This is a genomic window from Nocardioides gilvus, assembly GCF_003194605.1.
In the GTDB taxonomy this organism is placed as follows: domain Bacteria; phylum Actinomycetota; class Actinomycetes; order Propionibacteriales; family Nocardioidaceae; genus Nocardioides; species Nocardioides gilvus.
The window spans coordinates 300,809-322,658 of sequence record NZ_QHKY01000004.1; the positions used below are offsets into that span (position 1 = coordinate 300,809).

At 67.4% G+C, this 21,850-nt stretch carries 19 protein-coding genes; 3 read left to right on the forward strand and 16 right to left on the reverse strand.

What is annotated here, in order from left to right; translation table 11 throughout:
* Window positions 1–63: 63 nt before the first annotated feature.
* The 4 genes from DNK52_RS13315 to DNK52_RS13330 all read right to left on the reverse strand — a co-directional run bounded on the left by DNK52_RS13315 (window position 64) and on the right by DNK52_RS13330 (window position 7,269).
* Window positions 64–2,958 carry a branched-chain amino acid ABC transporter permease/ATP-binding protein gene (locus tag DNK52_RS13315; protein WP_110241490.1) on the reverse strand — a complete coding sequence of 965 codons (2,895 nt, stop codon included), beginning with the start codon at window positions 2,956–2,958 and terminating at the stop codon, window positions 64–66.
* Window positions 2,955–3,701: an ABC transporter ATP-binding protein gene (locus DNK52_RS13320; RefSeq protein WP_162598768.1), complete on the reverse strand. Its 747-nt coding sequence runs from the start codon at window positions 3,699–3,701 to the stop codon at window positions 2,955–2,957. Before DNK52_RS13320 ends, DNK52_RS13315 begins: the two co-directional genes overlap by 4 nt.
* A complete protein-coding gene (locus DNK52_RS13325; protein WP_110241492.1) occupies window positions 3,691–5,064 on the reverse strand; it encodes a type 1 periplasmic-binding domain-containing protein in 1,374 nt (457 codons plus the stop codon). Before DNK52_RS13325 ends, DNK52_RS13320 begins: the two co-directional genes overlap by 11 nt.
* 66 nt (window positions 5,065–5,130) lie before the next feature.
* A complete protein-coding gene (locus tag DNK52_RS13330; protein WP_162598769.1) occupies window positions 5,131–7,269 on the reverse strand; it encodes a hypothetical protein in 2,139 nt (712 codons plus the stop codon).
* A gap of 57 nt (window positions 7,270–7,326) precedes the next feature.
* On the opposite strand from DNK52_RS13330, the gene DNK52_RS13335 reads away from it, so the two are divergent.
* Window positions 7,327–7,998, forward strand: a complete 672-nt coding sequence (locus DNK52_RS13335; RefSeq protein WP_110241494.1) for a class E sortase — start codon at window positions 7,327–7,329, stop codon at window positions 7,996–7,998.
* 43 nt (window positions 7,999–8,041) lie between these two features.
* Window positions 8,042–8,203 (forward strand): hypothetical protein, encoded by a 162-nt coding sequence (locus DNK52_RS16185; protein WP_204163530.1) that lies wholly within the window; start codon window positions 8,042–8,044, stop codon window positions 8,201–8,203.
* A 28-nt stretch (window positions 8,204–8,231) separates the two neighbouring features.
* On the opposite strand, the gene DNK52_RS13340 is transcribed toward DNK52_RS16185, so the two are convergent.
* The 12 genes from DNK52_RS13340 to DNK52_RS13395 form a co-directional block, all read right to left on the reverse strand.
* Window positions 8,232–8,984 carry a maleate cis-trans isomerase family protein gene (locus DNK52_RS13340; RefSeq protein ID WP_110241495.1) on the reverse strand — a complete coding sequence of 251 codons (753 nt, stop codon included), beginning with the start codon at window positions 8,982–8,984 and terminating at the stop codon, window positions 8,232–8,234.
* Window positions 8,981–9,673: a hypothetical protein gene (locus DNK52_RS13345; protein WP_110241496.1), complete on the reverse strand. Its 693-nt coding sequence runs from the start codon at window positions 9,671–9,673 to the stop codon at window positions 8,981–8,983. The genes DNK52_RS13340 and DNK52_RS13345 overlap by 4 nt, the downstream gene beginning before the upstream one ends.
* Window positions 9,673–10,476: an SDR family NAD(P)-dependent oxidoreductase gene (locus DNK52_RS13350; protein WP_110241641.1), complete on the reverse strand. Its 804-nt coding sequence runs from the start codon at window positions 10,474–10,476 to the stop codon at window positions 9,673–9,675. The genes DNK52_RS13345 and DNK52_RS13350 overlap by 1 nt, the downstream gene beginning before the upstream one ends.
* Window positions 10,473–11,444, reverse strand: coding sequence for a hypothetical protein (locus DNK52_RS13355; RefSeq protein ID WP_110241497.1), 972 nt, complete (start codon window positions 11,442–11,444; stop codon window positions 10,473–10,475). Before DNK52_RS13355 ends, DNK52_RS13350 begins: the two co-directional genes overlap by 4 nt.
* Window positions 11,441–12,181: a hypothetical protein gene (locus tag DNK52_RS13360; protein WP_110241498.1), complete on the reverse strand. Its 741-nt coding sequence runs from the start codon at window positions 12,179–12,181 to the stop codon at window positions 11,441–11,443. The genes DNK52_RS13355 and DNK52_RS13360 overlap by 4 nt, the downstream gene beginning before the upstream one ends.
* 40 nt (window positions 12,182–12,221) lie before the next feature.
* Entirely contained in the window at window positions 12,222–13,442 is a 1,221-nt protein-coding gene (locus tag DNK52_RS13365) for an aromatic ring-hydroxylating dioxygenase subunit alpha (protein WP_110241499.1), read from the reverse strand.
* A 10-nt stretch (window positions 13,443–13,452) separates the two neighbouring features.
* Window positions 13,453–14,448, reverse strand: coding sequence for an alpha/beta hydrolase (locus DNK52_RS13370; protein ID WP_162598770.1), 996 nt, complete (start codon window positions 14,446–14,448; stop codon window positions 13,453–13,455).
* A gap of 5 nt (window positions 14,449–14,453) precedes the next feature.
* Window positions 14,454–15,269 carry an oxidoreductase gene (locus tag DNK52_RS13375; protein WP_110241501.1) on the reverse strand — a complete coding sequence of 272 codons (816 nt, stop codon included), beginning with the start codon at window positions 15,267–15,269 and terminating at the stop codon, window positions 14,454–14,456.
* Between the two features lie 111 nt (window positions 15,270–15,380).
* Complete coding sequence (locus tag DNK52_RS13380) at window positions 15,381–16,823, reverse strand: aldehyde dehydrogenase family protein (protein ID WP_110241502.1); 1,443 nt, start codon at window positions 16,821–16,823, stop codon at window positions 15,381–15,383.
* A gap of 57 nt (window positions 16,824–16,880) precedes the next feature.
* Complete coding sequence (locus tag DNK52_RS13385) at window positions 16,881–18,377, reverse strand: aldehyde dehydrogenase family protein (protein ID WP_110241503.1); 1,497 nt, start codon at window positions 18,375–18,377, stop codon at window positions 16,881–16,883.
* Window positions 18,378–18,379: 2 nt separating this feature from the next.
* Window positions 18,380–19,675, reverse strand: a complete 1,296-nt coding sequence (locus DNK52_RS13390) for an acyl-CoA dehydrogenase family protein (protein WP_110241504.1) — start codon at window positions 19,673–19,675, stop codon at window positions 18,380–18,382.
* The gene (locus DNK52_RS13395; RefSeq protein WP_162598771.1) at window positions 19,672–20,946 is read right to left on the reverse strand and encodes a flavin reductase; all 1,275 of its coding nucleotides are present in this window, start codon (window positions 20,944–20,946) and stop codon (window positions 19,672–19,674) included. The genes DNK52_RS13390 and DNK52_RS13395 overlap by 4 nt, the downstream gene beginning before the upstream one ends.
* 170 nt (window positions 20,947–21,116) lie before the next feature.
* On the opposite strand from DNK52_RS13395, the gene DNK52_RS13400 reads away from it, so the two are divergent.
* The gene (locus DNK52_RS13400; protein ID WP_110241506.1) at window positions 21,117–21,806 is read left to right on the forward strand and encodes a GntR family transcriptional regulator; all 690 of its coding nucleotides are present in this window, start codon (window positions 21,117–21,119) and stop codon (window positions 21,804–21,806) included.
* Window positions 21,807–21,850: the final 44 nt, after the last annotated feature.

The following is a 21,850-nucleotide window of genomic DNA, read 5'->3' on the forward strand; positions in this document are numbered from 1 at the left end:
GTGTCACGACCTCAGCTGGCGAGATCGAAGGTTGTTGCTGGAATTTTTTGTCGGTACGGGGCTTCAGGGGGTGGGAACGGGGAACGTCCTGGTGCCGTTCTGGGGGGACGGTTCATCAGGGTCGCGGGCCAGATGTAGACCCGAGCGGTGGATGGCCGCCGACTCCGCCCCCAGGTAGGAGCGGACGACCGCAGGGTCGTTGCGCACCTCGGTCGGAGTGCCGGAGGCGACCACACGACCCAGGTTCATCGCGATCATCCGATCGCTGATGTGCGACAGCAGGGGCAGGTCGTGCTCGATGACGACCATCGTGGTGCCCAGCTCACGCCGGATTCCGAGGAGCAACTCACCGAGGGCGTCGCTCTCGCTCTGCGCGATCCCGGCGGACGGCTCGTCGAGCAGCAGCACGCGGGGCTTCAGGGCCAGCAGGCCGGTGATCTCGACAACCCGGCGGGTGCCGGTCGAGAGTTCGCCGATCTCGCGGTCCGCGTAGGCGGTGAGGCCCATGCGCTCCATGAGTTCGTCCGCTGCCGCGGCCTTGGCCTTCTCGGCGGTACGGACACCCAGCAACGACCACCACAGACGGGTCGGCGCGACACGTTCCTGGGCGACCATGAGGGTTTCGCGCACGGTCAGCGTCTGGAAGAGGGCCGCGTCCTGGAAGGAGCGGACCAACCCCGCCACGGCACGCTGCTCGGGTGAGGCCCTGGTGACGTCCAGGCCGTCGAACAGGATCTGTCCGGAGTCGGGGGTGGTGAAGCCGGCGACCATTTCGAAGAGTGTCGTCTTTCCCGCACCGTTGGGACCGATGATCCCCACGATCTCGCCGGGCGACACCCGGAAGTCGACGCCGTCGGCGGCGACCACGCCACCGAATCTCTTGGTGATCTGGGAGATCGTGAGGATCGGCTGGCCGCTGTCGGAGCCGATGTGCTCCGCATCGAGGTCCGCGATCCCGTCCAACACACCGTCGAGGTTGACCGCGCGCTGCAACGGCGAGATCGCCGGCATCGAGGGCCCCAGACGTACGTGCACCGGGTCGATCCCCCGACGACGAGCGAGCATGTCGTAGAACATGTCCCGCAGCTTGAGGCCGACGCCGCCCAGCCCGTCGGGCAGCAGCACCACCACCAGGAGCCATCCGATGGCCAGGAGGGCCTGACCGACCAGACCCAGCCCGAAGAGGGCAGGGATCCCCACAATGATGAGGGCTCCGATCAGCGGACCGGAGGTGACGGTGAGCCCACCGATCACTGCGATGGCGACGACGTCGATGCTGGCGCTGCTCGGGAAGGAGTTCACCGTCAGCTGCGACTGGCTGTGCCCGATGACCACACCACCGAGTCCAGCGATGGCGCCGGCTACTCCGTAGAGCTGGAGCTTGCGCATCCTGGCCGGCACGGTCAGTGCGCGGCTGGCGTCCTCGTTGTCACGCATCGCCTGGAGGGAGCGACCAAAGCCACTCTCGCGGAGGTTCTTGGTGACCCAGAGCCCGAGCGCGAGCATCAGGAGGGCGAAGAGGTAGTAGTCGACCGCGTAGTCCAGCGGGTAGCCGAACCACGTGGGCTTGGCGGGCGCAATTCCGTCACCCAGGAAGATGTCGAGCCGGAAGAGCCAACTCGTCGACGCCAGCGCGAAGGCGAGCGTTGCCAGAGCCAGCGCCAGACCCTTGAGCCGCATGGCGGGGATGCCGATGAGCATGGAGGCGATGGCGCCGGAGGCCACACCGACGGCGACACCGAACGGGAAGCTCTCGGTTGCCGTGACCACGTGGATCGAGCCGGCCGCGGCGATGCCGGCGAAGGCGAACTGACCCAGCGAGAGCTGACCCGAGACCCCGGTGAGCAGGCTGACACTGAGGGCCACCAGCGCATAACCCGCCACCGTGGTCAGCGCCGAGGCCGTCTCGTTGGTGATCACGTAGGCCAGCCCGATGGCCAGGATGACGACCGCGGCCAGTGAGACGCGGGGCAACCACCGGACGAGGAAGATGTCCTTGTACGCCTCGGGGACCGGCGGTGCGACCACCCGACGCCAGGAGACTCGCTCGTTGCCCGCACGACCAAGTATCGGCTGACGCAGCAGAGCGACAATGATGATGAGACCGATCACGACGTTGACGAGGCCCGCGGTGTCGGGGTTGGACCGGAGGATCTGCTCGATCACGCCGACGCCCAGCGAGGCACCGACGGCGATCGGGATCGAGGTCATCCGTGCGATCACGGCGCCGGCCAGACCCTTGAGCAACAGCTCGGGCCCAAGACCGTCGAAGGAGACGCCGGACGTGGTCGGCGTGACCAGGATGGCCGAGAAGGCCGCGATGCCACCGGCGATCGCCCACGACAGCGTTGCCATCCGGCGGGCCGGAATGCCCTCGAGTTGAGCCGCGTCAGGGTCGTCAGCAGCGGCGCGAATGCCCATGCCGAGACGGTGGTGGTTGAGGAACCACCACAGCCCTGCCAACAGCGACGGACCGAGGATCAACATTGCGATGATCTCCGCCCCCACGGTCAACGTGGCGACCTTGAAGGTCGGGATGTACGGCGGCACCGGGAAGCTGATCCCGCTGGCGCTGCTGATCAACAGCGCACAGACGATGAGCAACTGGGAGATGCCCAGGGTGGCGATCATGCCGATCAGGCTCGGGCGGCCGACGAGACGACGTACGACGACGATCTCGAGGAGCGCGGAGATCCCGGCTGCCGCCCCGATGGCAATGACCACGGCCGCCCAGTACGGGACGTTCGCCTCGAGCACGAGCATCGCCAGGACGGAGGCGCCGAGCGCCCCGATCGAACCGTGGGCGAAGTTGACGAAACGGCTGGACTTGTAGACCAGCACCAGACCGATGGCCAACAGACCGTAGGTCAGGCCCGAGAAGAGTCCGATGACCAGTCGCTCGATGCCGAAGTCGAATCCGCCCAGGAAGAGCGGTACCAGTGCGGTGTGGAGGCTCATGCGTGCGCCTCCATGTGTCCACCGAGCATCAAGGCCTGGACCCGCGCCGGGTCGGCAGCCAGGACTGCGGCGTCTTCTTCAGCGATGATGGTGCCCTTTTCCATGACGTAGGCGCGGTGGACGAGGTTGAGCGCCACATTGACCGACTGCTCCACGAGCAGGATCGAGGTACCGCGGTCGTTGAGGCGGCGCACAAGATCCATCAGACCGCCGACCACGACCGGGGCGAGACCCAGGGAGAACTCGTCGACCACCAGGACCTTCGGGTCCCCCACGATGGTCTTCGCCAGCGCGAGCATCTGACGCTCCCCACCGGAAAGCGTGTTGGCCAACTGGTTGCGGCGGGCATTGAGTCGGGGAAAGACGGCCAGCGCCGCCTCGGTGGCTTCCTTGGTCCAACGCTGGTCAGCGTTGGCGAAGCCGTGCATGAGCAGGTTCTCGGTGACCGTCATCGAGCCGAACGACGACTGCCCCACGACCTGACAGAGTCCCGCTTCCACCCGCTTGCGCGACGAGGCCGAGGTGACGTCGGCACCGAAGAGGCTCACCGTTCCGGCGTCAGGGGTCAGGAGACCACCGATCACCTTCAGCAGCGTGCTCTTACCGACTCCGTTGGGTCCCAGGAGAGCGACCATCTCGCCCTCGTCGACCCGGATGCTGGTGTCGAAGAGCACCTGGAGAGGGCCGTACGACGCGCGGATTCCGTGCGCGACCAGGGCAGGGCGGGAGGAACTACTCGACATCGAACTCGCGCTCCTCACCATCATAGGTGAAGCAACCACACTCGCTGTCGAACCGCATCACGTAGTAGCTCCCAGATGCGGCGTGGGTGCTGCCGAGTCCGTTGCCGAAGCCGGAAGCGGTCTGGAACTCGCCGCCCGTGCTCTGGATCGCGTCGGCCCAGTTGCTGGCGTTGAAGTTGCCCGACATGGAGTCGGCGCCGTGCTTGAGCATCCGGACGGCGTCGCAGTACGGAAGACCGACACGGGCGGCTTCACGGTTCTCGAAGGTGATGCCGGCCTCGGCGTAGATGTCCGTGCAGAGCTTCTCCTCTGCGTTGGGGAAGTCCAGCGCCGCGGTGGTGAGCTCCTGTGGCGGGTGGAATCCGACTCCCAGCATGCCCTCGGTGACGCCCTCAGGGATCAGCGTGGGGTTGTTCGTGAAATAGGTCGGGTTGTCGAAGCTCGACATGGCGAAGCGGGGTGAGTACTGCGCCGTGGCGGCAGCAGTGGCGAACATGGAAGCCATCCGCTGGCCGCCGAGGAACATCACCTGGCCGTACTTCTTGCCGCGGAAGGTGACAGCGGCCTGCTCGAGACCGGTGAAGAGGGTGGAGACGCCGGTGGTGTCGACCCACGAAGCCTGGGCATCGATCCCCAGATCCTTGAGCATCGGGATCACCAGGTCATTGGTGACCCGGCGGTTCACCTTGTTGTCAGCCGCCACGATGCCGACACCGGTGTCGTCGAAGAAATCCTTCTCCTCGAGCACCTGGACCATCGCCTTGGCGAAGGCGCCGTACTCGGGGTAGCTGGCCGACCACAGGTACGGGTGGAGCTCCTCGTAGTACTCCTGGTCGCTGGCGACCAGTGCGGCGTCGAACATCAGTGTCTTGCGGTTGGCGTAACAGGTGCGTGCGTTCGGCTGGTACTGACCGGTCATGACGACAGCGAAGGCCTTGTCGTCCTGGGTGATCAGGTTGCAGAGCTTCTCCTCCGAGGCAGGACTGGAGGTGTTGGCGTCGTAGAGGCGGTAGATGGCCTCCATCTTCTTGCCGCCGAGACCGCCATTCTCGTTGACCCACTTCTCCATGGCCTCGGCCTGAGCTTCGAGGTCCCCGGGGTTGGCGGTCTTGAAGCCGGTGAGCTCCTCAACGGCCTGCAGGTCGGTGCCGATGAAGGCCACCTTCACGGTGTCTCCGACACCCGGGCCGTCTTCGTTGGCCGGAGCTGACATCCCACCCGAAACGTTGCCTCCGGGCATGACGGCGCCACAGCCCGCGAGTCCGAGGGCGAGTGCGGCCGTGGCAACGCCTGAACGCAGGAGGGCCGACCGGTCTCTCCAGATGCTCGAGGGCTGCACGTCCTTCTTCCTGCCAGGTGCCACGAAAATCTCCTCAGAAGGTGGGTGAATAGAAGAATATATGATCTAGAGACCTCAGCGTGCTCCAGGTCACGAAACTTTGTCGTCGCGTCGTGCCCACCAGCGGTCAGCCGCGTCGAGATCGACGATCGAATCGTTGTCGTCCGGCTCGACGGTGACCTTGCGTGACACCCGTCCGTGCTCCCACCACTCGTCGAGTGCCGTGATGTCGATGACCGAGGCACCGGCCTCGTCTTCCTCGCCCTGGGCGAGGAAGGGAGCCGGGTTCGTGCGATTGCGCTGGCGGCGGCGTACGCCCCACGCCAGAAGAGCGACTCCGGCCAGGTTCAGAGCAATGAGGCCCCAGGGGTAGGTCTCCCACTTCAGCGTGAACCGGGCGTCTTCGGAGTCACCGACCTGGCCCACGACCTGGTAGGTGCCGAAGGAGGCCATCGGGAGCGCAACGTCGACACTCAGCACGACTCGGGCCCCGGGCTGCAGGTCACCGACCTCCGCAGCGACGATCACCGGGTCCACCTCCGTGTCCCGGCCGACACCCAGTCGCATCAATGGGTTGGTGGCCACTACGGTCCCGGTGTTCTCCACCAGGAGGATCACCTCACGCCGCGATGGGCCGCCGAAGAGCTCGCCCAGGCTGGCCTCACCGTCGAGGCGCACCTCGGAAACGGACAACTCTGGTGTGGTGCCTTCAGGGGTCGGCGGAGCTTCGACCTTCTCCACGGGCACCTTGGCCGGCACCGGAATCGTCACAGGCGGATTCACCGTGGCGGGCGCCGCGGCCGGCGGGGTGACACTGCTGGGCGGCGGGGCGCTGACGGGCGGCGGCACCTCCTCCTTCGGAGGCGGCGGCCTCCTCGTCCCAGGCACCTTGTTCTCAAGGCTCTGGCGAAGTTCGAGCGCTTCAAAACCTGCGGGGCGCTCCTGGCGCACCCGGATCTGCACGGCCTGCGGGTCGGTGACCTCGAAGGAGGCGGTGAAGGTGCCGTCGGCGGCGGCATCGACGGTGATCCCCTGCTGGCCACTCATCCTGTCGTCGTCGACGAGGCCCTTGATCTTGATGAGGGCATTCGGGTCCCAGTCGGCACCCTCAACGGTGACCGTGACGCTCTCGTCCCCGACCTCTTCGGAGGTGGCGATTGTCGGCGCGCCGAGCACCACCAGGTCCATCTCCAGCAGCGTCACTCCCCCGCTGGCGATGCGGATCTTGGCGTCGCCGCTGGGCAGCTCCTTGGACACGGCCAATGATGTGGTGGCGGCGCCGGTCGCATCGGTCACGAGGTCGTCGGTGCTCATGCTGCACACCTCGGCACCGCAGATCTGGGCCGTGAACTCAGTGTCAGGGGCGAGTCCAGCGATCCTGAGGTCCAGCGTGTCGCCGGCCCGAGCGGCGCTGGTGACCGATTGCCCCTGGACCCCGACGACCGTGACGGAGCGCACCGCGGTGGCCGTGAACTCGGCGCTCACCCCGGTCGCCACCGGCGTGGTCGCGGGATTGATCCCCGGGACCGGCTCCGCCTCCGGGAGCCCCGGGGAGTCGACGTCGACAGGGTCCCGGAACGAGGGCTGACCCTTGGTCTGGGCGTTGCAGACGAGCACCGACCCCGGATCTCCCGGTGACTCCCCCGGGATGTCGAAGACCAGGGTGTCGAGACGCAGGACCTGCAGGCCAGCAGTCGCGATCGGGAACGAGTCCTTGATCTCCAGCTCCGAGAGCGCCTCCCCTGGCTGGACCTCGAGCTCGACGGGGCTGGAGCGGACCACGAGCGGAGCCTCCCCCGGGGGCAGGCCCACCGCCGGGGTGACGGAGAAGAGGGCAGTGCTCTCGACCGTCACTGACGCCGGTGGCACCGGCCCGCCCTCGCTGGGCGGTGGATCAATCGGCAGCTCGCGCTCCGGGACGACGATCGGCCCGTCGGAGAGCGTCAACACGTACTCCCGAGTGCCAGAGATCTGAGTCTCTCCCGAGGTGTCGAGCGAGAGGCGGGTCGACACCGGGTCGCCCGGGCCCCACGGCTGCACCTCGGTGGAGATGTCACGAGCCAGCACCGGCGGGAAGATCTCGACGTCATCACGGTCCGGGACGTAGGCCCAGCAACCGCCGACGGGAGTGATCGCGTCAGCCGCGACGGCGGGCGAAGCGCCCAACCCTGATGTGACCGGCAGCGCAACTAACATTGCGGCCATGAACACCTTCGCCCTGCTGCCCACGCGTGACCTCCGTATAAGTGCGACCTGCGTCACTCTACGCGATGATATATTCTTCGTGTGAACACCGCATTACGGAATCTCACCACGGGCGCGATACGCGTCACAGCGGAACTGGCTCTCACCGCGGGGTTCGTCCTGCTGCTGTTCGCCTTCTACCTCCTGGTCTGGAGCAACCAACGCACGGCCGCGGCCCAGGACGACCTGCTCAGCGACTTCCGCTCGCAGTCCGAGGACGCCGACGGTGCGACTTCGAAGGCACGGCCGGGACCAGGTGACGGAGTTGCCGTCATGCACATTCCGCGTCTGGGTGACGACTGGGAATGGGTCGTCGTCGAGGGCACCGAGGACTCAGATCTCCGCAACGGCCCCGGACGTTTCACCGACTCCGCGATGCCCGGCAAGATGGGCAACTTCGCCCTCGCCGGACACCGCGCCACGCACGGAGAGCCCTTCGCGCACGTCGACAGGTTGGAGGACGGCGACCAGATCGTCGTCGAGACCGCGAAGGAGTGGCTGGTCTACCAGGTCGCCTGGTCACGGATCGTGGCCCCGACAGCCACTGAGGTCATTGCCCCGGTGGCAGGACACCCCGGACAGAAGCCCACCCAGAGGACCATGACGTTGGTGACCTGCCACCCGCGCTGGGGATCGACCGAACGGCTTGTCATCGGCAGCCAGTTGGTCGAACGCCGCAGCGCAGCGGCCGGCCCCCCGGACGGCATCCTGTGAAGTCCCACTCCCCCACCGCGCGCCACCTCTGAGAGGAACTCACATGTATGCCGCCCTCTGGCGCCTGCTCCCGGGACCGCCCTGGCTCAAGGTCGCCGAGGCCCTGGTCCTGCTGGTCATGGTCTCCGCAGTCCTGCTCACCTGGGTGTTCCCGGTGGTCGAGCCCCATCTGCCCTTCGACCGCATCATCATCGGCGAGGGGTGAGGCGGGCCCACCGCCGGGCCAGCACGGATCAGTGCTCGCGGAGCAAGGTCCCGTAGCCGTGCATCTGGTCCTCGATGCCGTTGTCGCGCAGCGCCATCCACCAGGTGGCGGCATTGATGGCGATCACCGGCTTGTCGAGCCAGCGCTCCGCCTCGTCGGCCAACTCCGTCATGCAGAGGTTGGTGCCGCACTGCACGATCGCGTCGACGTCGGAGTCGTTGATCTCGATGAGTGACTCACGCAGGGTCTTCTCGGTGACCTGGGCAATCGCGACTGCGTTCGGGACACAGAGTCCCTTGATCTGGCCGACCTCGAAGCCGAGCTCGGTGAAGAACTTGCGTACGTTCGCATCCCCGATGGGCGTGTATGGCGTGACGACCGCAATCTTCTTGGCCCCGAAGAGGTTGAGCGCGCGTTCGCACCCCTCGGCCCCGGTGGCGACGCCCAGCCCCCCGGAGAGGTCCTGGATCTGCCTGACGAACTGGCGGTTGCCCTCGACCCCGTCCCAGAAGGTCTCGGCGCTCATGCCCATCACCATGTAGTCGGGCTGCATGGTCATCAGGCGCTCGACGCAGGAGTCCATGTTGGCCCGGATCTGCTCCAGCAGACGCTCCATCCCCGCGTCGTCACCGATCGTGCCGTCGGGGATGTGGATCCGGCCGTAGTGGGAGGTGACCCCCGGGACCCGCATCATGTCGAACTCGGGCTGGACGATGGTGTTGGTGCTGGGGGCGATGACCCCGAACTTCCTGCGCCAGCCCAGACGGTCAACTCCGCTCATGCGGGTGCTCCTGTCTTCTCTACCGCGACCGTGGTCGCCTTCTTGGTCAGGTGCTCACGCAGCCAGAGCGCTCCCAGCAGGAAGCACAACTGGACCCCGGAGTTGGTCAGTTGCTCGGCCCACTGGATCTCTTCCGACTGCCTCGGCTGGGCGGCCAGCGGCGGGAGGATGTTGGTGCCGAGCACATAGATGATGAAGAGGATCCCGACGGACGTCTTGCCCGCCTTGAAAGCGGTGACCGCTGCCGTGACCCCGAAGAGGGTCGCACCCACCGCGGCTGCGATCAGGAGCGGCCACGTGTCCCCCATCCAGAGGGCGCCGATGGCCGCAGCGAGCGGGAAGGCGACGAACGGCCAGCCGAGGACCAACTGTCCTTTGACGGCGCTGAGCAGTGCCCACGCCATGGCGGCGAACCCGAAGGCGATGCACGGGAAGAGCAACTGCTCCAGCAAGGGGTACTCCCAGCATCCCGTGGCCACGAGGAGCTTCCAGGTCGCCTTGCCGAATCCACCCACCCCGATGAGCAGTGCGCCCAACGCAGCGACCCCGAATGCCTTCGGAACACGCTCACGAACCATCAACGCCAGGACGACGAGTGCGCCGGTCGCCAGGATGCAGGGGACGAAGTCCTCCACCGCCAGGGCCACCCCGTACTCGGTGCACACGTCGACGCCGCGAGTTGCGAGCATCAGGTGTCCTGGAACAGATCGCGCTTGGTGAAGCCGGCCGTCAGGAACCGCTTCGCAGCCTTGGGCCCGGTCAACCACGCGACCCGCGCGCCGGACTTCGAGGCCTTGAGGACGCCGTCGGCCAGGAAGGGTGTCACCGTCTCGACCTTGTCGCCGAGGATGTTGAAGATCTTCTTCGCCTTGGCGAACCCCTCGGGGTCGTTCCCGTAGTCACCCACCAACAGGTCGGTCACCACGATGCCTGGCGAGAGGAAACCGATCTTGACGTCGGTGCCCTTGGTCTCCTTGACCAGCGCCTCGGTGAGGTAGTTGACCGCCCGCTTCGACGCGCCGTACACGGCGATGCCGGGCTGGATCTGGCCGTTCGACCCTAGGCCCTCCATGTTCCAGATCCATCCGCCGCCGGGCTGTGACGTCATGCCTTGACCGGCGACTGCGCAACCGTTGACGACGCCGTTCACATTGATCGAGAAGACTTCGTCGAACTTCACCATGTCGGTCGCGAGCAGCGGCACCCGTTCGGTGGAGATGCCGGCATTGTTGACCCACACGTCCACACGGCCGAAGGTCGCCATGGCGTGGTCCCACAGTGCCTGGACCGAAGCGCGATCACTGACGTCGGTGGGCAGTCCAGTGGCCCGATCGCCGGCACGCAACTGGGTCAGGGCAGCCTCCACCGACGCTGCAGAACGACCACAGATGACGACGCGTGCGCCTCTGGCGAGGAACTCCCGGGCCAGGCCGAGACCGATCCCGCGGGTGCCTCCGGTGACGACGACGACCCGACCACGTGCGGCGCTCATCGTGCCTCCCACTGCAACGAGCCGTGCACCCAATGAGTGGTCCGCTCGCCCGACATGAGTTGCCAGACGATGGCGAGCTCCCGGGTCTCGGGGTCGATGAGGACCTCGCGGCCGCGGATCTTCTCCACTCCCCGTCCGTCGGCGCCCATGAGGTGCTGGACGGTGAAGAGCGCACGGCCGTACGACGTGGCGTTGCCGAACACCTCGGGGCCCTCGAACATGGTGCGGGCGCCGTCCCGGTAGCGGTCAAAGCTGTACGACCGGTCCAGGTCACCGGTCCAGGTGATGGTGTGACGAGCGGAGCGCAGGGACGTCGGGTCGTGCTCGATCCTCACCCGGACCTCGCCGGTCGCGCTGGTCTGGTCGGCGTTGTCCACGAAGAGGGTCCCGGTCCAAACGCCCTTCTCCTTGGTGGGGAGCACCTGGGGCCGGGAGCCACGCTCCTGCTCGAGGGCGCGCCACTCGTCGACGAACTGCTGCGTCTCCGGGTTGGTCTCACGGTCGGTGGTCCGCTTGTAGATGCCGTTGAACACGGCGCAGACGGCCCAGCCGTCGTGCAGCACCGAGGAGTACACCTGGGTCTCGCCGTCGGCGAGCACCTGGTTCCACGTGCGAAGGTCGGCCTGCCAACCGGGTGAGTAGTAGTTGGCCTCGACGAAGAAGCCGTACGGCTGTCCGGTCCCGTAGAAGTCGGGTCCCGTGTAGACCCTGTTCTCGTCGGAGTCTACGACGCCGAAGTCGAACTGGGCCCCGAGCTCAAACCGGTTGCGCAGCGGACCGGAGCCCGAAAGCTTGGAGTCCATCCAGTAGCGGGAGCCCTCCGGGGTCACCTCGCTGGCACGAGCGATGTACTCGAACCCGACGTGGTTGCCCTGGGCGTCGAAGAGCGCAGGAATCCCGTGCCACTCCCCCTCGATGCGCTTCTGCCACTCGGAGGTCTCGACCTCCGGGTCCCTCGTCGCGCTCATGCAGGCGTGTCGTTGGTGACGAGTTGCATGCGGATCGACTCGGCCACCGGTTCGGTGAGCAGGCGCGAGATCTGCGCCCACACCTTGTCGACCTCGGGGCTGAAGAGGAGACCACGGTTCTTGGCGTCGCGTGCAGCCAGGTCGGTGTCCGCCACGTCGGCGGTGACCTCGGCCGGCACGTCGCCCTCGACGAGGGAGAACCAGTGGTCGAGGTACGCCTTCACGGGCGCGTCGAGCTCGGCGAACGCCTCCTCGGTCGAGCGCGCTGCCAGCATCCAGGAGGACATGACCGTGAGCTGGCGCGGATCGAGCGCAGCCTTGGTGTAGCCGGGGTTGGCCTGGACGCTCTCGTAGGCCTCGGTCAGCGGGGTGTGGGCCCAGTCGTTGTAGACCATGTGGGTCCCGGCGTCGACGCGCTGGATCAGGTCGAGGTGGAAGGCCATGTGGCCACCGGCCTGGACGGAGTCCAGCGTGAAGTGCGGGACGACGCCGCCGTCGGGCATGAAGGCGAAGACCATGTGGCTGTCCATCTGGATCTGCGGCACCACGATGCCCACGTAGACGACCTTGGCGATCTTGTCACCGCTGAAGATCCGCACGGAACCGACCGGGTCCGGACCCATCACGGAGCCGAGCACCTGGAACGGGCCGCCGTCGGCACCGGCGACCTCGGTCAGTCGACCGCGCTCGATGATCGCGTCGAGGGTGGAGATGCAAAGCTTCTCGGGCAGGCTCACGTACGTACCTCTTCAGGGTGTGTTGGGTGGTTGGAAGGCGTCAGTTCTTGGTCGCGGCCTCGGCCACGGTCTCCGCGTCGATCGCCTCGCGCTCGGAGGTGGTCATCACCTGGTGGGCACGGCCGTCCAGGATCTGGCGGCTGCGCACCTCCTTGAAGTTCCAGGCGCTGGCCAGTTCGGGCACTCCCTTGCGTGCCGGCGACGGGATGACCCGGGCCTCCACGCGGGCGGGACCCTCACCGACGATCGTGTTGCCCTCGACGCTCCAGCCCATGTCGATGAGCTCCTGGCGACGGCGACGGTAGAGCGTCGCGTTGTAGTCGCTCTTGACGTGCAGCTCTGCCGAGAGGTCGAAGGGCAGCAGCTCGGGGCGTACGGCGTCGACGATGGCCTGGTCCTCGTAGAGCACCTTGAAGACGCGACGACGGGCATCCGCGTCGGCCCAGGCGCCCTTAAAGAAGCCGCGCAGGGCGATGAACTTGACGAGCGTGGTGTCCTCGTCGATCGGGATGTTGACGTCGTAGATCTTCAACGGTCCCATCGGCGTCTCGATCTCGAGCAGGATCATGTTCGGCAGCCACCACGTGTTGGACACCTTGACCGGCGGACGGTTGGCCAGGTCCTGCTTGTTGGGGTTGATGAAACCCCACATGCCCTTGGACTTCGGCGGGTGGAGCTCGACGGAGATCTTGCAGCTCCACTCGGTCTCCTCGACCGCGTAGTCGGGGACCTCCGGCTTCTCCGGGTTGCCGAAGACGCCGCCGTGGACGAAGGGGGTGTGGGCGACGTCGACACCGTTCTCGAGGATGCGCTCGTAGTTCGACTTCCAGAGGAAGGAGCCCCGCACCGCCCGGTAGTTGACGGTGTCGTTGACCAGCGACCAGTCAGGGATCGGAGGACGCTCCTCCTCGGGGAGGTCGCCCATGTAGACCCACACGAAGCCGTACTGCTCGAGCGTCGGGTAGGAGTCGACGCGAGCCTTGCGCGGAATGCCCTTGTCGGGGTGCGCGGGGATGCGGCTGACGGCACCGTCGGGTTCGTACTCCCAGCCGTGGTACGGGCACACGACGCAGTCGCCCTTGACCTCACCGTCGGAGAGAGCAGCACCGCGGTGGACGCACAGGTCGGACATCGCGACCACGGAGTTGTCACTGCCCTTGCGGTACAGCACCAACTGCTGCCCGAGCACCTTCACCTTCATGGGCTTGCCTGCGACGACATCGTCGGTGAACTCGACGGCGTACCAGAAGTTCTTGAACATTGCTGTCCTCCTAGCGTCGCCGGAGCTCGGCGAAGTGAAGTGGGGGTGTGGAGAAATAGTGGTCCAGATCTGCCTGCGCCGCAGGGAGCTGGAGTACGTGCGTACCGAGAAAGGCAGTCAGCAGACCGATGAAGGTCTGCCTCAGCTCGTCCTGGTCCGCTGTGAGGGGTGTTTCGAGGAATCCGCGGGCGGAGGACTGGTCCTCCGGTGTGGAGACGAGCAGGTGGCCGGCCCCCGAGATCACCGCGAGCCATGCCTCCTTGCTGTGGGACAGGGCCTCGCTCCACGTACGCAGTACCGGATCGTGCGTCGTGTCGTCGCCGGACTGCCCGTAACGGACGGCGCTGGCCCGGACGACCCCGTCCTGCGCACCACTCACCAGCAGGACCGGCACCGTGGCCGGTGACTCCACGATGGTGTCGGGGGCAAAACCCAGCTGGGTCGAGGCCATGAGGTGCGACCCGTAGGTGACGACCGCGCTCAACTCGGGGAACCAGTCGGAGCTGGCGGACTGCAGCGCCACCGTGCCGCCGGCGGAGTGGCCGAGCAGGACGACTCGGGTCAGGTCGAGCATCCCGGCGAGGGCTCCCGACCCGTTCAGCTGGTGGAGCCTGTCCAGCAGAGGCCGGAGGGCGGGCGTGGTCGGGGCCGATCCGTAGGCCTCAGGAGTGGCGACGCCGACGTCCACCCCCGGGGTGAGCCCGACCTGCCCGGGGAACAATTCACCCACCCAGTCATAGGTCACCGCCACGAACCCGGACCGCACGAGTTCCACGGCCAACCAGGTGTATCCGGCGGAGGCGACGTTGACGCCCCCCAGCACCACGACGACCGGGTGGGGCGCACGGGTCCGGTCCACCTCGAGCATCCCGCTCATCCGTTGCGCGTCGGTGGACGCCGGCAGGGCTGGGTGTCGCACCGTGAGGTGGACCGTGTCGTGGGGCGCAGGCGCGCCGGGCACGCGTACCGCATCGCGGTACGCACGCACGACCACCTGGTTGTCCATCGTGATCAGGCCTCGTGGGGTCGGGGCAGCACGCGGTCGCCACCCCACAGTGCACTGACGAGTTGCGCGGTGCGCTCCTCGCCGAAGTAGCGCACGGCGACGACGTTGGCGGGGTCGAGCTCGGCGATGTTGCGACGCGTGTTGAGGTCGGCCTCGGCCAGCTCGGCACGCTTCTCGACCGGGACCTCCTCGGCCTCCTCGACCCACTGCAGCCAGCGGTCCATGTGATCGTTGGCGGTCTTGCGGACGAGGTCGAAGTACTCCTGCGACGGCTCGGCCATGATCGACCACGCCGTGGGCGAGTAGGTGGCGCGCACGAAGGCGTCACGCGAGACGAACTCGTCGATGCCCGGTGTGCCCTTGTGGAGCCGCTGCCACTCGTCGTTGAAGGGCTCGTAGTACTTCTGGTAGTACTCGCGGTCGGTCGAGATCACCTTGCGGGGCACGGAGTCCATGAACATCCAGGCCTGCGGGAAGGCGCCGAGCGCCATGCCGAAGTGCGGGACGTCGATGTGGGGACCGAGCCAGATGGTGAGGTGGACGTTGACGAAGCCGAGCGTCTGGTTCTGCATGTGCGAGTGGATCAACCAGTCGACGTCCTTGCCCGAGTAGGCGCGGATCTGCCCGGTGGGGCCCCCGTCGACTTCCGAGGCGAAGGCCTCGAGCTCTTCGGTGGAGGGATCGCGGAGCACGTCGAGACGGGCCATGGCCTTGTCCTTCAGCCCTTCGATGATGTCGAGCCACTCCGCGAAGATCGCGGAGACATCGGTGACCGGTGCCTCGTCCAAGAAGTCCTGGACGAACTTCATCTGCTCACTCATGTGACGTCCTCGTAGGTGTCAAGGGATCGTAGACCCCGAACTATATATGATAGCGGTCACGTCGGGGGTATTGCACCCGCTGCGTACCGAAGTGGTGGGTCCGCCCGACGCTCAGGTGCCCGGGTAGGAAGCCGCGCCGGAGCCCGCACCGCCCTCGCGGAACGCCGCAGGAGCATGGATGACACAGGGCTGGACGTACTCCAACAGGCCCTCGTCCCCGTACTCTCGGCCCCAGCCGGAGCGCTTCACGCCACCGAAGGGCGCGCGCAGCGCCATACCGGTGCGGTTGTGGGTGTTGATGAAGGTGAACCCGGCGTCGAGCCGTGCTGCCACGTCGAAGGCGCGTTCCTCATCGGGTGACCACACCGAGGCGCCCAGCCCCAGGTCGCCCGCGTTGGCGCGCCCCACCACCTCGTCGACGGTGTCGAAGGCCAGCACAGGAAGGATCGGGCCGAACTGCTCCTCGGCCACGATGCCGTCCGCGTCGTCGGCACCCAACACCAGTGACGGACGTACGAAGTAGCCACGCGTCAGCTCGGTGGTGTCGTCGAGGGTGCCGATGGGCAGCACCTCCGCGCCGCCGGCGCGGACCTGGTCAGCCAAGTGGTCGAGTCGCTGCCTGGAGGCTGCCGAGACGACCGGCCCCATGCTGTTGCCCGGATGGAGCGGGTCGCCCATCCGGAGGACCCGATCGGCGGCTGCGCGGATCTGCGCGACCACCTCGTCGAAGCGCGACCGGTGGACGTACAGACGCTTGATCGCCATGCAGACCTGGCCGCTGGTCGCGAACGCAGCCATCACCAGTCGCTCGGCATCGGCATCCGTCAGCACCACGTCGTCGAGCAGGATCGCGGCGTCGTTGCCGCCGAGCTCCAGGACACTGGGCGTCAGCGCCCTGCCGGCCATCGACGCGATCGCGCGGCCGGCCGCATCACCACCCGTGAAGGCAACCCGGGCCACCGCCGGGTGCTGGACGAGCGCCGAGGCCGTCTCCACATCACCCTGCACCACCTGGACCAGACCGGCAGGCAGAGAGTCCGCCACCTTGCCCAGGAAGGTCTGCACCCCGAAGGGCGCCAACGGGGACGGCTTCACCACGATCGCGTTGCCCGCCACGAGGGCGGGTGCGACCTTGAGCAGCGACAGGATGATCGGGGCATTCCACGGGGTCACTGCCCCTACCACTCCGAAGGGGCGGTGGCGCACGCTGAGGCGCCCACGGGCGTCGTCGCTGGTGGGCTGGGCCAGCAGCTCAGCGCCTCGATCGGCGTAGAAGCGCATCACCGCGACCGCGAATCCGGCCTCGCCGCGCGCATCGCCCAGCACCTTGCCGGTCTCCCGGGCCACCAGTTCAGCGATGTCGTCGAGGTACGGCTCCACAGCGGCCGCGGCGGTCCGTACGGCCGTGGTCCTCTCGGCCACCGAACGCGTGGCCCACAGTGCCTGGGCCTCGGCAGCGGCATTGACCTGCTGCCCCACCCGGTCAGGCGTGGTGGTCTCGATGACCCCGACGAGCTCGTCGATGCGGGCGGGGTTCTCCCGTTCGATCCGCATCAGGCGTCGGCCCGGGTCGTGAAGGGCAGGACGAGCAGTCCTGATGAGGCGCTCACCTCAGCGTCCGTGCAGGGCGAAACCGCCCTCGACGCCGACGACCCTGGCACCGGTGAAGATCCTGATGGTCTCGACGGTGCCCTCCTCCCCCATGCCGGACAGACCCCAGGCGGGCCGCGGCGTCATCAGGTGGAGGCTCATGATGGTCGAGCCGTTGACCTTGACCTCACCGGCGCGGACCCGGCGGGCCACTGCGAGGGCTGCTTCGGTGTCGGTGCCGACGACGTAACCCTCGAGGCCGAACGGCGTGCCGTTGGCCAGCTCGACGGCCTGCTCGACGTCGGAGTAGGTGTGCACCGTGGCCACCGGTCCGAACAGTTCGTGGATCGCTGCCTCGCTGGGCACGTCCCGGACCAGGGTGGGCGCCAGGAAGTTGCCCGGACCCGTCGGGAGCTCGGTCGTGCTGAAGGCACGACCCCCTGCGGCGACCCGCTCCTCGATCCCTTCGTGGAGGGAGGCCAGATGTCCGGCGTGGACGATGGGCCCGAATTCCGTGGCGGCGTCCAGTGGGTCGCCCACCCGCAGGTCGGACAGTCGCGCACCGATCCTGGTGATCACCTCGTCGGCGATGTGCTCCGGGAGCACCAGGCGGCCCAGGGCTCGGCACCACTGGCCGTTGAGGGTGGTGAGGAGATCCGCGGCGCTGCGAGCTGCCACGTCGAGATCGGCGTCCGGCATGATCACGAGCGGGTTGTTGCCCCCCAGCTCGAGCTGCAGCGCGGTGAAGTTGGTGGCACATGCGGCGGCAATGGCCCGACCGGCCTGGAGGCCACCGGTGAAGGAAACCGCCCTGATGCGCGGGTCGTTCACGAGCGCGCCTCCGACCTTCGCGCCTCCCTGCAGGAGCTGGAAGGTGCCAGCGGGCGCACCCTGCTCAGTGAGGACGCGGTCGATGACCATGGCCAGCGCAGTGGTGCCCCACGGGGCGTACTCGCTGGGCTTGAGGATCGACGGGGCGCCTGCCGCCAGCGAGCTGGCGATCTTGTGCGCGGCCATCGGGGCCGGGGCGTTCCACGGGACCAGGCTCAGCGACGGGCCCAGCGGCAGTCGGTGGACCTCGACGTTGTTGCCGTGCTCGCCGACCGTGTTCTCCAGGAGCACGCCGTTGCGCAGCATGCCGGCAGCCAGGTGGAAGGCACCCGGCACGATCACGCCGACGATGGACGTCTGGGAGATCGGGACCCCCGTGGCAACCGACTCCAGGGCGGCCAGGTGGGGCACCTCGGCCTCCAGCGCTGCGCCGATGGCCTCGAGGATCTCGGCACGGCGCTCGACCGGGACACTGCTCCAGACTCCGGTGTGGTGCACCCGGTCCGCAGCAGCCAGGGCTGCTTCGACCGCTTCGTCGTCGCTGGCTGCGGCGGCGCCCAGGGCCTCGCCGGTGTACGGGTCGCAGAGGTCGACCTGGAGCGTGTCGGTCGGCATCGACCAGACCCCGTCGACGAGTTGCTCGACGGCAGGCCGCCGGAGGTCACCACGCGAGAAGGCGTCGGACATCCTCACGCCCCCGGCTTCTTGAAGCTGTCAGTGGTGGTGAGACCGGCGTAGCCCTCGTCCTCGACGATCATCTTGGCGAGGTCGAGCTTGCCACGCTCGGCCGGGAACGCCTGGACCAGACCCATGGCGGTGTCGCGGACGGCGCGCCCGATCTCGTTGCTCATCAGGGCACCGGAGGTGCCACACATCTTGAAGGCGATCATGGCGACCTCGTGCGCGTGCTCGGTGATGGCACCCTTCGCCAGCTTCCAGCTCTGCACGACCTCCTTCTTCGGCAGGATCGGCGGGTCGGAGGCCTCCAGGTCGATCTGGCGACGCAACCACAGGTGGGCCTCGGCCAGGTGGGTCTCGGCTTCCCCGATCATCACCTGGTGCATCGGGGAAGAGGCGATCGGCTTGCCGGTGTCGGCGAACTTCGCGTTCATCACCCGGTTCAGGGCGAAGCCCCAGACGCCCTGGGCGATGCCGGCGTAGATCGACGCGATGGCGATCTGGTTGCCGACCCAGGAGCCGCGCGACATCGTGGTGGCCCTGGAGAAACCACCGGGGACGGCGAGCGCCAACTCGTCGGGCACGAACGCGTTCTCCATGACCAGACCGTTGTTGTCCGAGGCACGCATCCCCAGACCGACCCACGGCGAGCGCGAGCGGGCGCCGACGGTGTCTCGGGGCACCAGGAAGAGGGTGAGGGCATCGAGCCCCTCGACGTCCTCACGACGGGCCGTGACGAGGTAGTAGTCAGCCGAGCCGGAGAGGCAACCGAAGGACTTCTCACCGTTGAGGAACCACCCGCCGTCGGTCCGGGACGCGGTGGTGCGGATCAGCACGTTGGCGTTGGAGGCCTTCACCGCCTCGGAGGCGAAGTTGCCGATCGCCTTCTTCTCGGTGCCCATCAGGTGGAGCACCTTCTCGGCGAAGGCACGCACTTCGGGGGCCTCGTCGTCGCTGTAGAGGCCGGCGTCGAGCGCGGCGAGCGGCAGCATGCCTCGCGAGGACGAGGAACAGTGGAAGAAGAAGGCCAGGGCGGTCGAACCACACACCGTGCCGAGGGCGTACGTGGTGGCCGCGAGGTCACGCAGGCCACCGCCGAGGCCACCGAACTCCTCGGGCACAACCAGACCCAGCAGACCAGCGTCGCCGAGCAGCTTGATGTGGCCTTCGGGAAGCGCCGCGTCGATGTCCGCCGACTCGGCTGCAGCGGCGATCGCCGGCAGCACGGACTCGACCCGGCGAGCGCGCTCGCGCTCCGCCTCGGTCAGGTCGGGGAGGATGTTCTCGGCGGTGAGCTTTTCGGTCATCCTGTTGCTCCTACGGTGTTTCGGGCGCCCAGCGCCGTGCGGTCGGTGTGGTGGATGGTGCCCAGTCGCACGGCGAGGGCACTGATGGCTTCGCCGTCGACTGCACAGGCGACGTCGAGGGTGCCGAGCAGGCGGATCAGGTCTTCGACGGCGACCGAATGGCTCAGCTGTCCCAGGGCGGTGTCGAAGTCACGCACTCCACTCTTGAGAGCGGTCAGGACCTTGACCAACGCCAGGCGGTCACCGCTGTCGAGCCGCATGCGCAGTGCGGTGGGGCGCGCCAGGGGCACTGCTTCCTGCAGCAGGTCGCGCACCTCCAGCGCGGTTGCCGCGCCTGCTGTGTCAGGGAGACAGATCTCCTTCACGCCAGCGGCGCTGAGCTGCTCGACGGACTCCAGCACGGCCTCGCGGAGTGCGGGGTCGAAAGCCATGGCCAGTGAGACCGACACTCGGTCGGCGATCCCGTCCAGACTGGACAGGGCCTGCTGGAGGCTGGCTGGCACGCCGGGATCAGCGGTCAGCTCGATCACGCCGGCCCCGCACTCCAGCGCCTTCTGGGCCTGGAGACGGTCGCCGACCAGCACGCTCGTCATGGTGCGGTCGCTGGGCCAGGGAACGTCCGACAGCACGACGTCGTCCTCGGCGGCACAGGTCAGGTCGGCCACGCGCAGTCGCACTCCGGCGGCCGTGGTCACCGCGACGGCGTCGGTCAACTGCGGGGCGAGCCTCGAGTTGCGCAGCGCGTCGACGAGACCGGTGTCGCTGATCGTCGCCACGTCGGGCAGCACATCGGCGAACTGGCCCCAGCCTCGCGAATGGAACAGAAGCGGAGCAGAACGTCGCGCGTTGTGCGCCGCCACGACCTCTCCGACGAAGATGGTGTGGTCGCCTCCGTCGTACTCGTGCACCACGCGACAGTCGACCCAACCGAGGGCGGAGTCGAGCAGCGACGCACCGGTCTCGGCGACGGTCCACGACTCGCCCTCGAACCGGTCCTCGACGCCCTTCACCATGCCGGCGAAACGACGCGCGACCTCCATGTTGTCCTTGGCGAGCACGTTGACCCCGAAGATCCCGGAGTCGGAGATGAGCTTGTGGGTGTAGAGCGTCTTCACCAGACAGACCGACACCAGGGGCGGGTCAAGACTCACGCTGGAGAACGAACTGGCCGTCATGCCCTTGCGCACGCCGTCGGCGTCGACCGTGGTCACGATCGTGACCCCACTGGGCCACTGCGCCATCACGTCCCGAAACGTAGCGGGATCCACCATGGAGGCACCTCCTGTCTGGATCGAGAATATACGATATCTACTCCAGTTGCGACGCCGCATCGCCCAATGTTTCTGGAGAAGCGCCTGTCCCCGCTATATGATCTAGTGGATCGCGCTCGTCGCCGGGCCTGTGATCACCCCTCACCCGTTTTTCGAGAAGGCTGGAATCCATGACCGCTCGCACGGACCCCCGAGTGCGTTCCATCAGCCACCGTTCCCTCGTGGACCGGGTGACCGACGAGCTGCACCGCGCGATCCTCAACGGTGACATCGCGCCCGGATCGACCGTGTCGATCGTGGAACTCTGCAAGGAGTTCGACGTGAGCCACATCCCCGTGCGCGAGGCGCTGCGGCGACTCGAGAGTGAGGGCGTGGTGAGCCTGCGCCCCGGACGCTCCGCCGTCGTCGCGTCGTTGAGCGCCGAGGACCTGAGCAAGATCTACCACCTGCGCAAGCTCATCGAGGGCGACCTGGTCGTCAAGGCCACTCCGCACCTGGACGCCGCGGCACTCGAGCGCGCCCAGGTGGCGATGCTCGAGTACGCCACCATCGAGCGCGAGGCTTCCCGGCTCGCTGCCGCGCACCATGCCTTCCACGCGGCCTTCCTCGACGACGCCCTGGGCACCGCGGACCGTCGCATCCTCGAGATCCTCTGGACCTCCTCCGACCGCTACCTCCACCTGCTGCTCGGCGACCTGGACAAAGGACCCGAGAAGACCCAGGCCCGGATCGACGAGCACCAGGAGCTTCTCGACCTGGCCAAGGCTGGAAAGACCGAGCAACTGCGTGACGCCTGGGTGGCTCACCTGGACAGCTCGGAGCAGGCCCTGCTCGAGGCACTCGCAGCACGCGAGAGCTGAACCGCCACCACGTCGCATGCACTCCGAGGCGCCACCCGAGTTGA

Bases quoted from the DNA above. Each gene is read 5' to 3' on its own strand.
- DNK52_RS13315 (WP_110241490.1), bottom strand. From the start codon at position 2,958: ATGAGCCTCCACACCGCACTGGTACCGCTCTTCCTGGGCGGATTCGAC.
- DNK52_RS13320 (WP_162598768.1), bottom strand. From the start codon at position 3,701: ATGTCGAGTAGTTCCTCCCGCCCTGCCCTGGTCGCGCACGGAATCCGC.
- DNK52_RS16185 (WP_204163530.1), top strand. From the start codon at position 8,042: ATGTATGCCGCCCTCTGGCGCCTGCTCCCGGGACCGCCCTGGCTCAAG.
- DNK52_RS13340 (WP_110241495.1), bottom strand. From the start codon at position 8,984: ATGAGCGGAGTTGACCGTCTGGGCTGGCGCAGGAAGTTCGGGGTCATC.
- DNK52_RS13345 (WP_110241496.1), bottom strand. From the start codon at position 9,673: ATGCTCGCAACTCGCGGCGTCGACGTGTGCACCGAGTACGGGGTGGCC.
- DNK52_RS13350 (WP_110241641.1), bottom strand. From the start codon at position 10,476: ATGAGCGCCGCACGTGGTCGGGTCGTCGTCGTCACCGGAGGCACCCGC.
- DNK52_RS13355 (WP_110241497.1), bottom strand. From the start codon at position 11,444: ATGAGCGCGACGAGGGACCCGGAGGTCGAGACCTCCGAGTGGCAGAAG.
- DNK52_RS13365 (WP_110241499.1), bottom strand. From the start codon at position 13,442: ATGTTCAAGAACTTCTGGTACGCCGTCGAGTTCACCGACGATGTCGTC.
- DNK52_RS13370 (WP_162598770.1), bottom strand. From the start codon at position 14,448: ATGGACAACCAGGTGGTCGTGCGTGCGTACCGCGATGCGGTACGCGTG.
- DNK52_RS13375 (WP_110241501.1), bottom strand. From the start codon at position 15,269: ATGAGTGAGCAGATGAAGTTCGTCCAGGACTTCTTGGACGAGGCACCG.
- DNK52_RS13380 (WP_110241502.1), bottom strand. From the start codon at position 16,823: ATGCGGATCGAACGGGAGAACCCCGCCCGCATCGACGAGCTCGTCGGG.
- DNK52_RS13385 (WP_110241503.1), bottom strand. From the start codon at position 18,377: ATGTCCGACGCCTTCTCGCGTGGTGACCTCCGGCGGCCTGCCGTCGAG.
- DNK52_RS13390 (WP_110241504.1), bottom strand. From the start codon at position 19,675: ATGACCGAAAAGCTCACCGCCGAGAACATCCTCCCCGACCTGACCGAG.
- DNK52_RS13395 (WP_162598771.1), bottom strand. From the start codon at position 20,946: ATGGTGGATCCCGCTACGTTTCGGGACGTGATGGCGCAGTGGCCCAGT.
- DNK52_RS13400 (WP_110241506.1), top strand. From the start codon at position 21,117: ATGACCGCTCGCACGGACCCCCGAGTGCGTTCCATCAGCCACCGTTCC.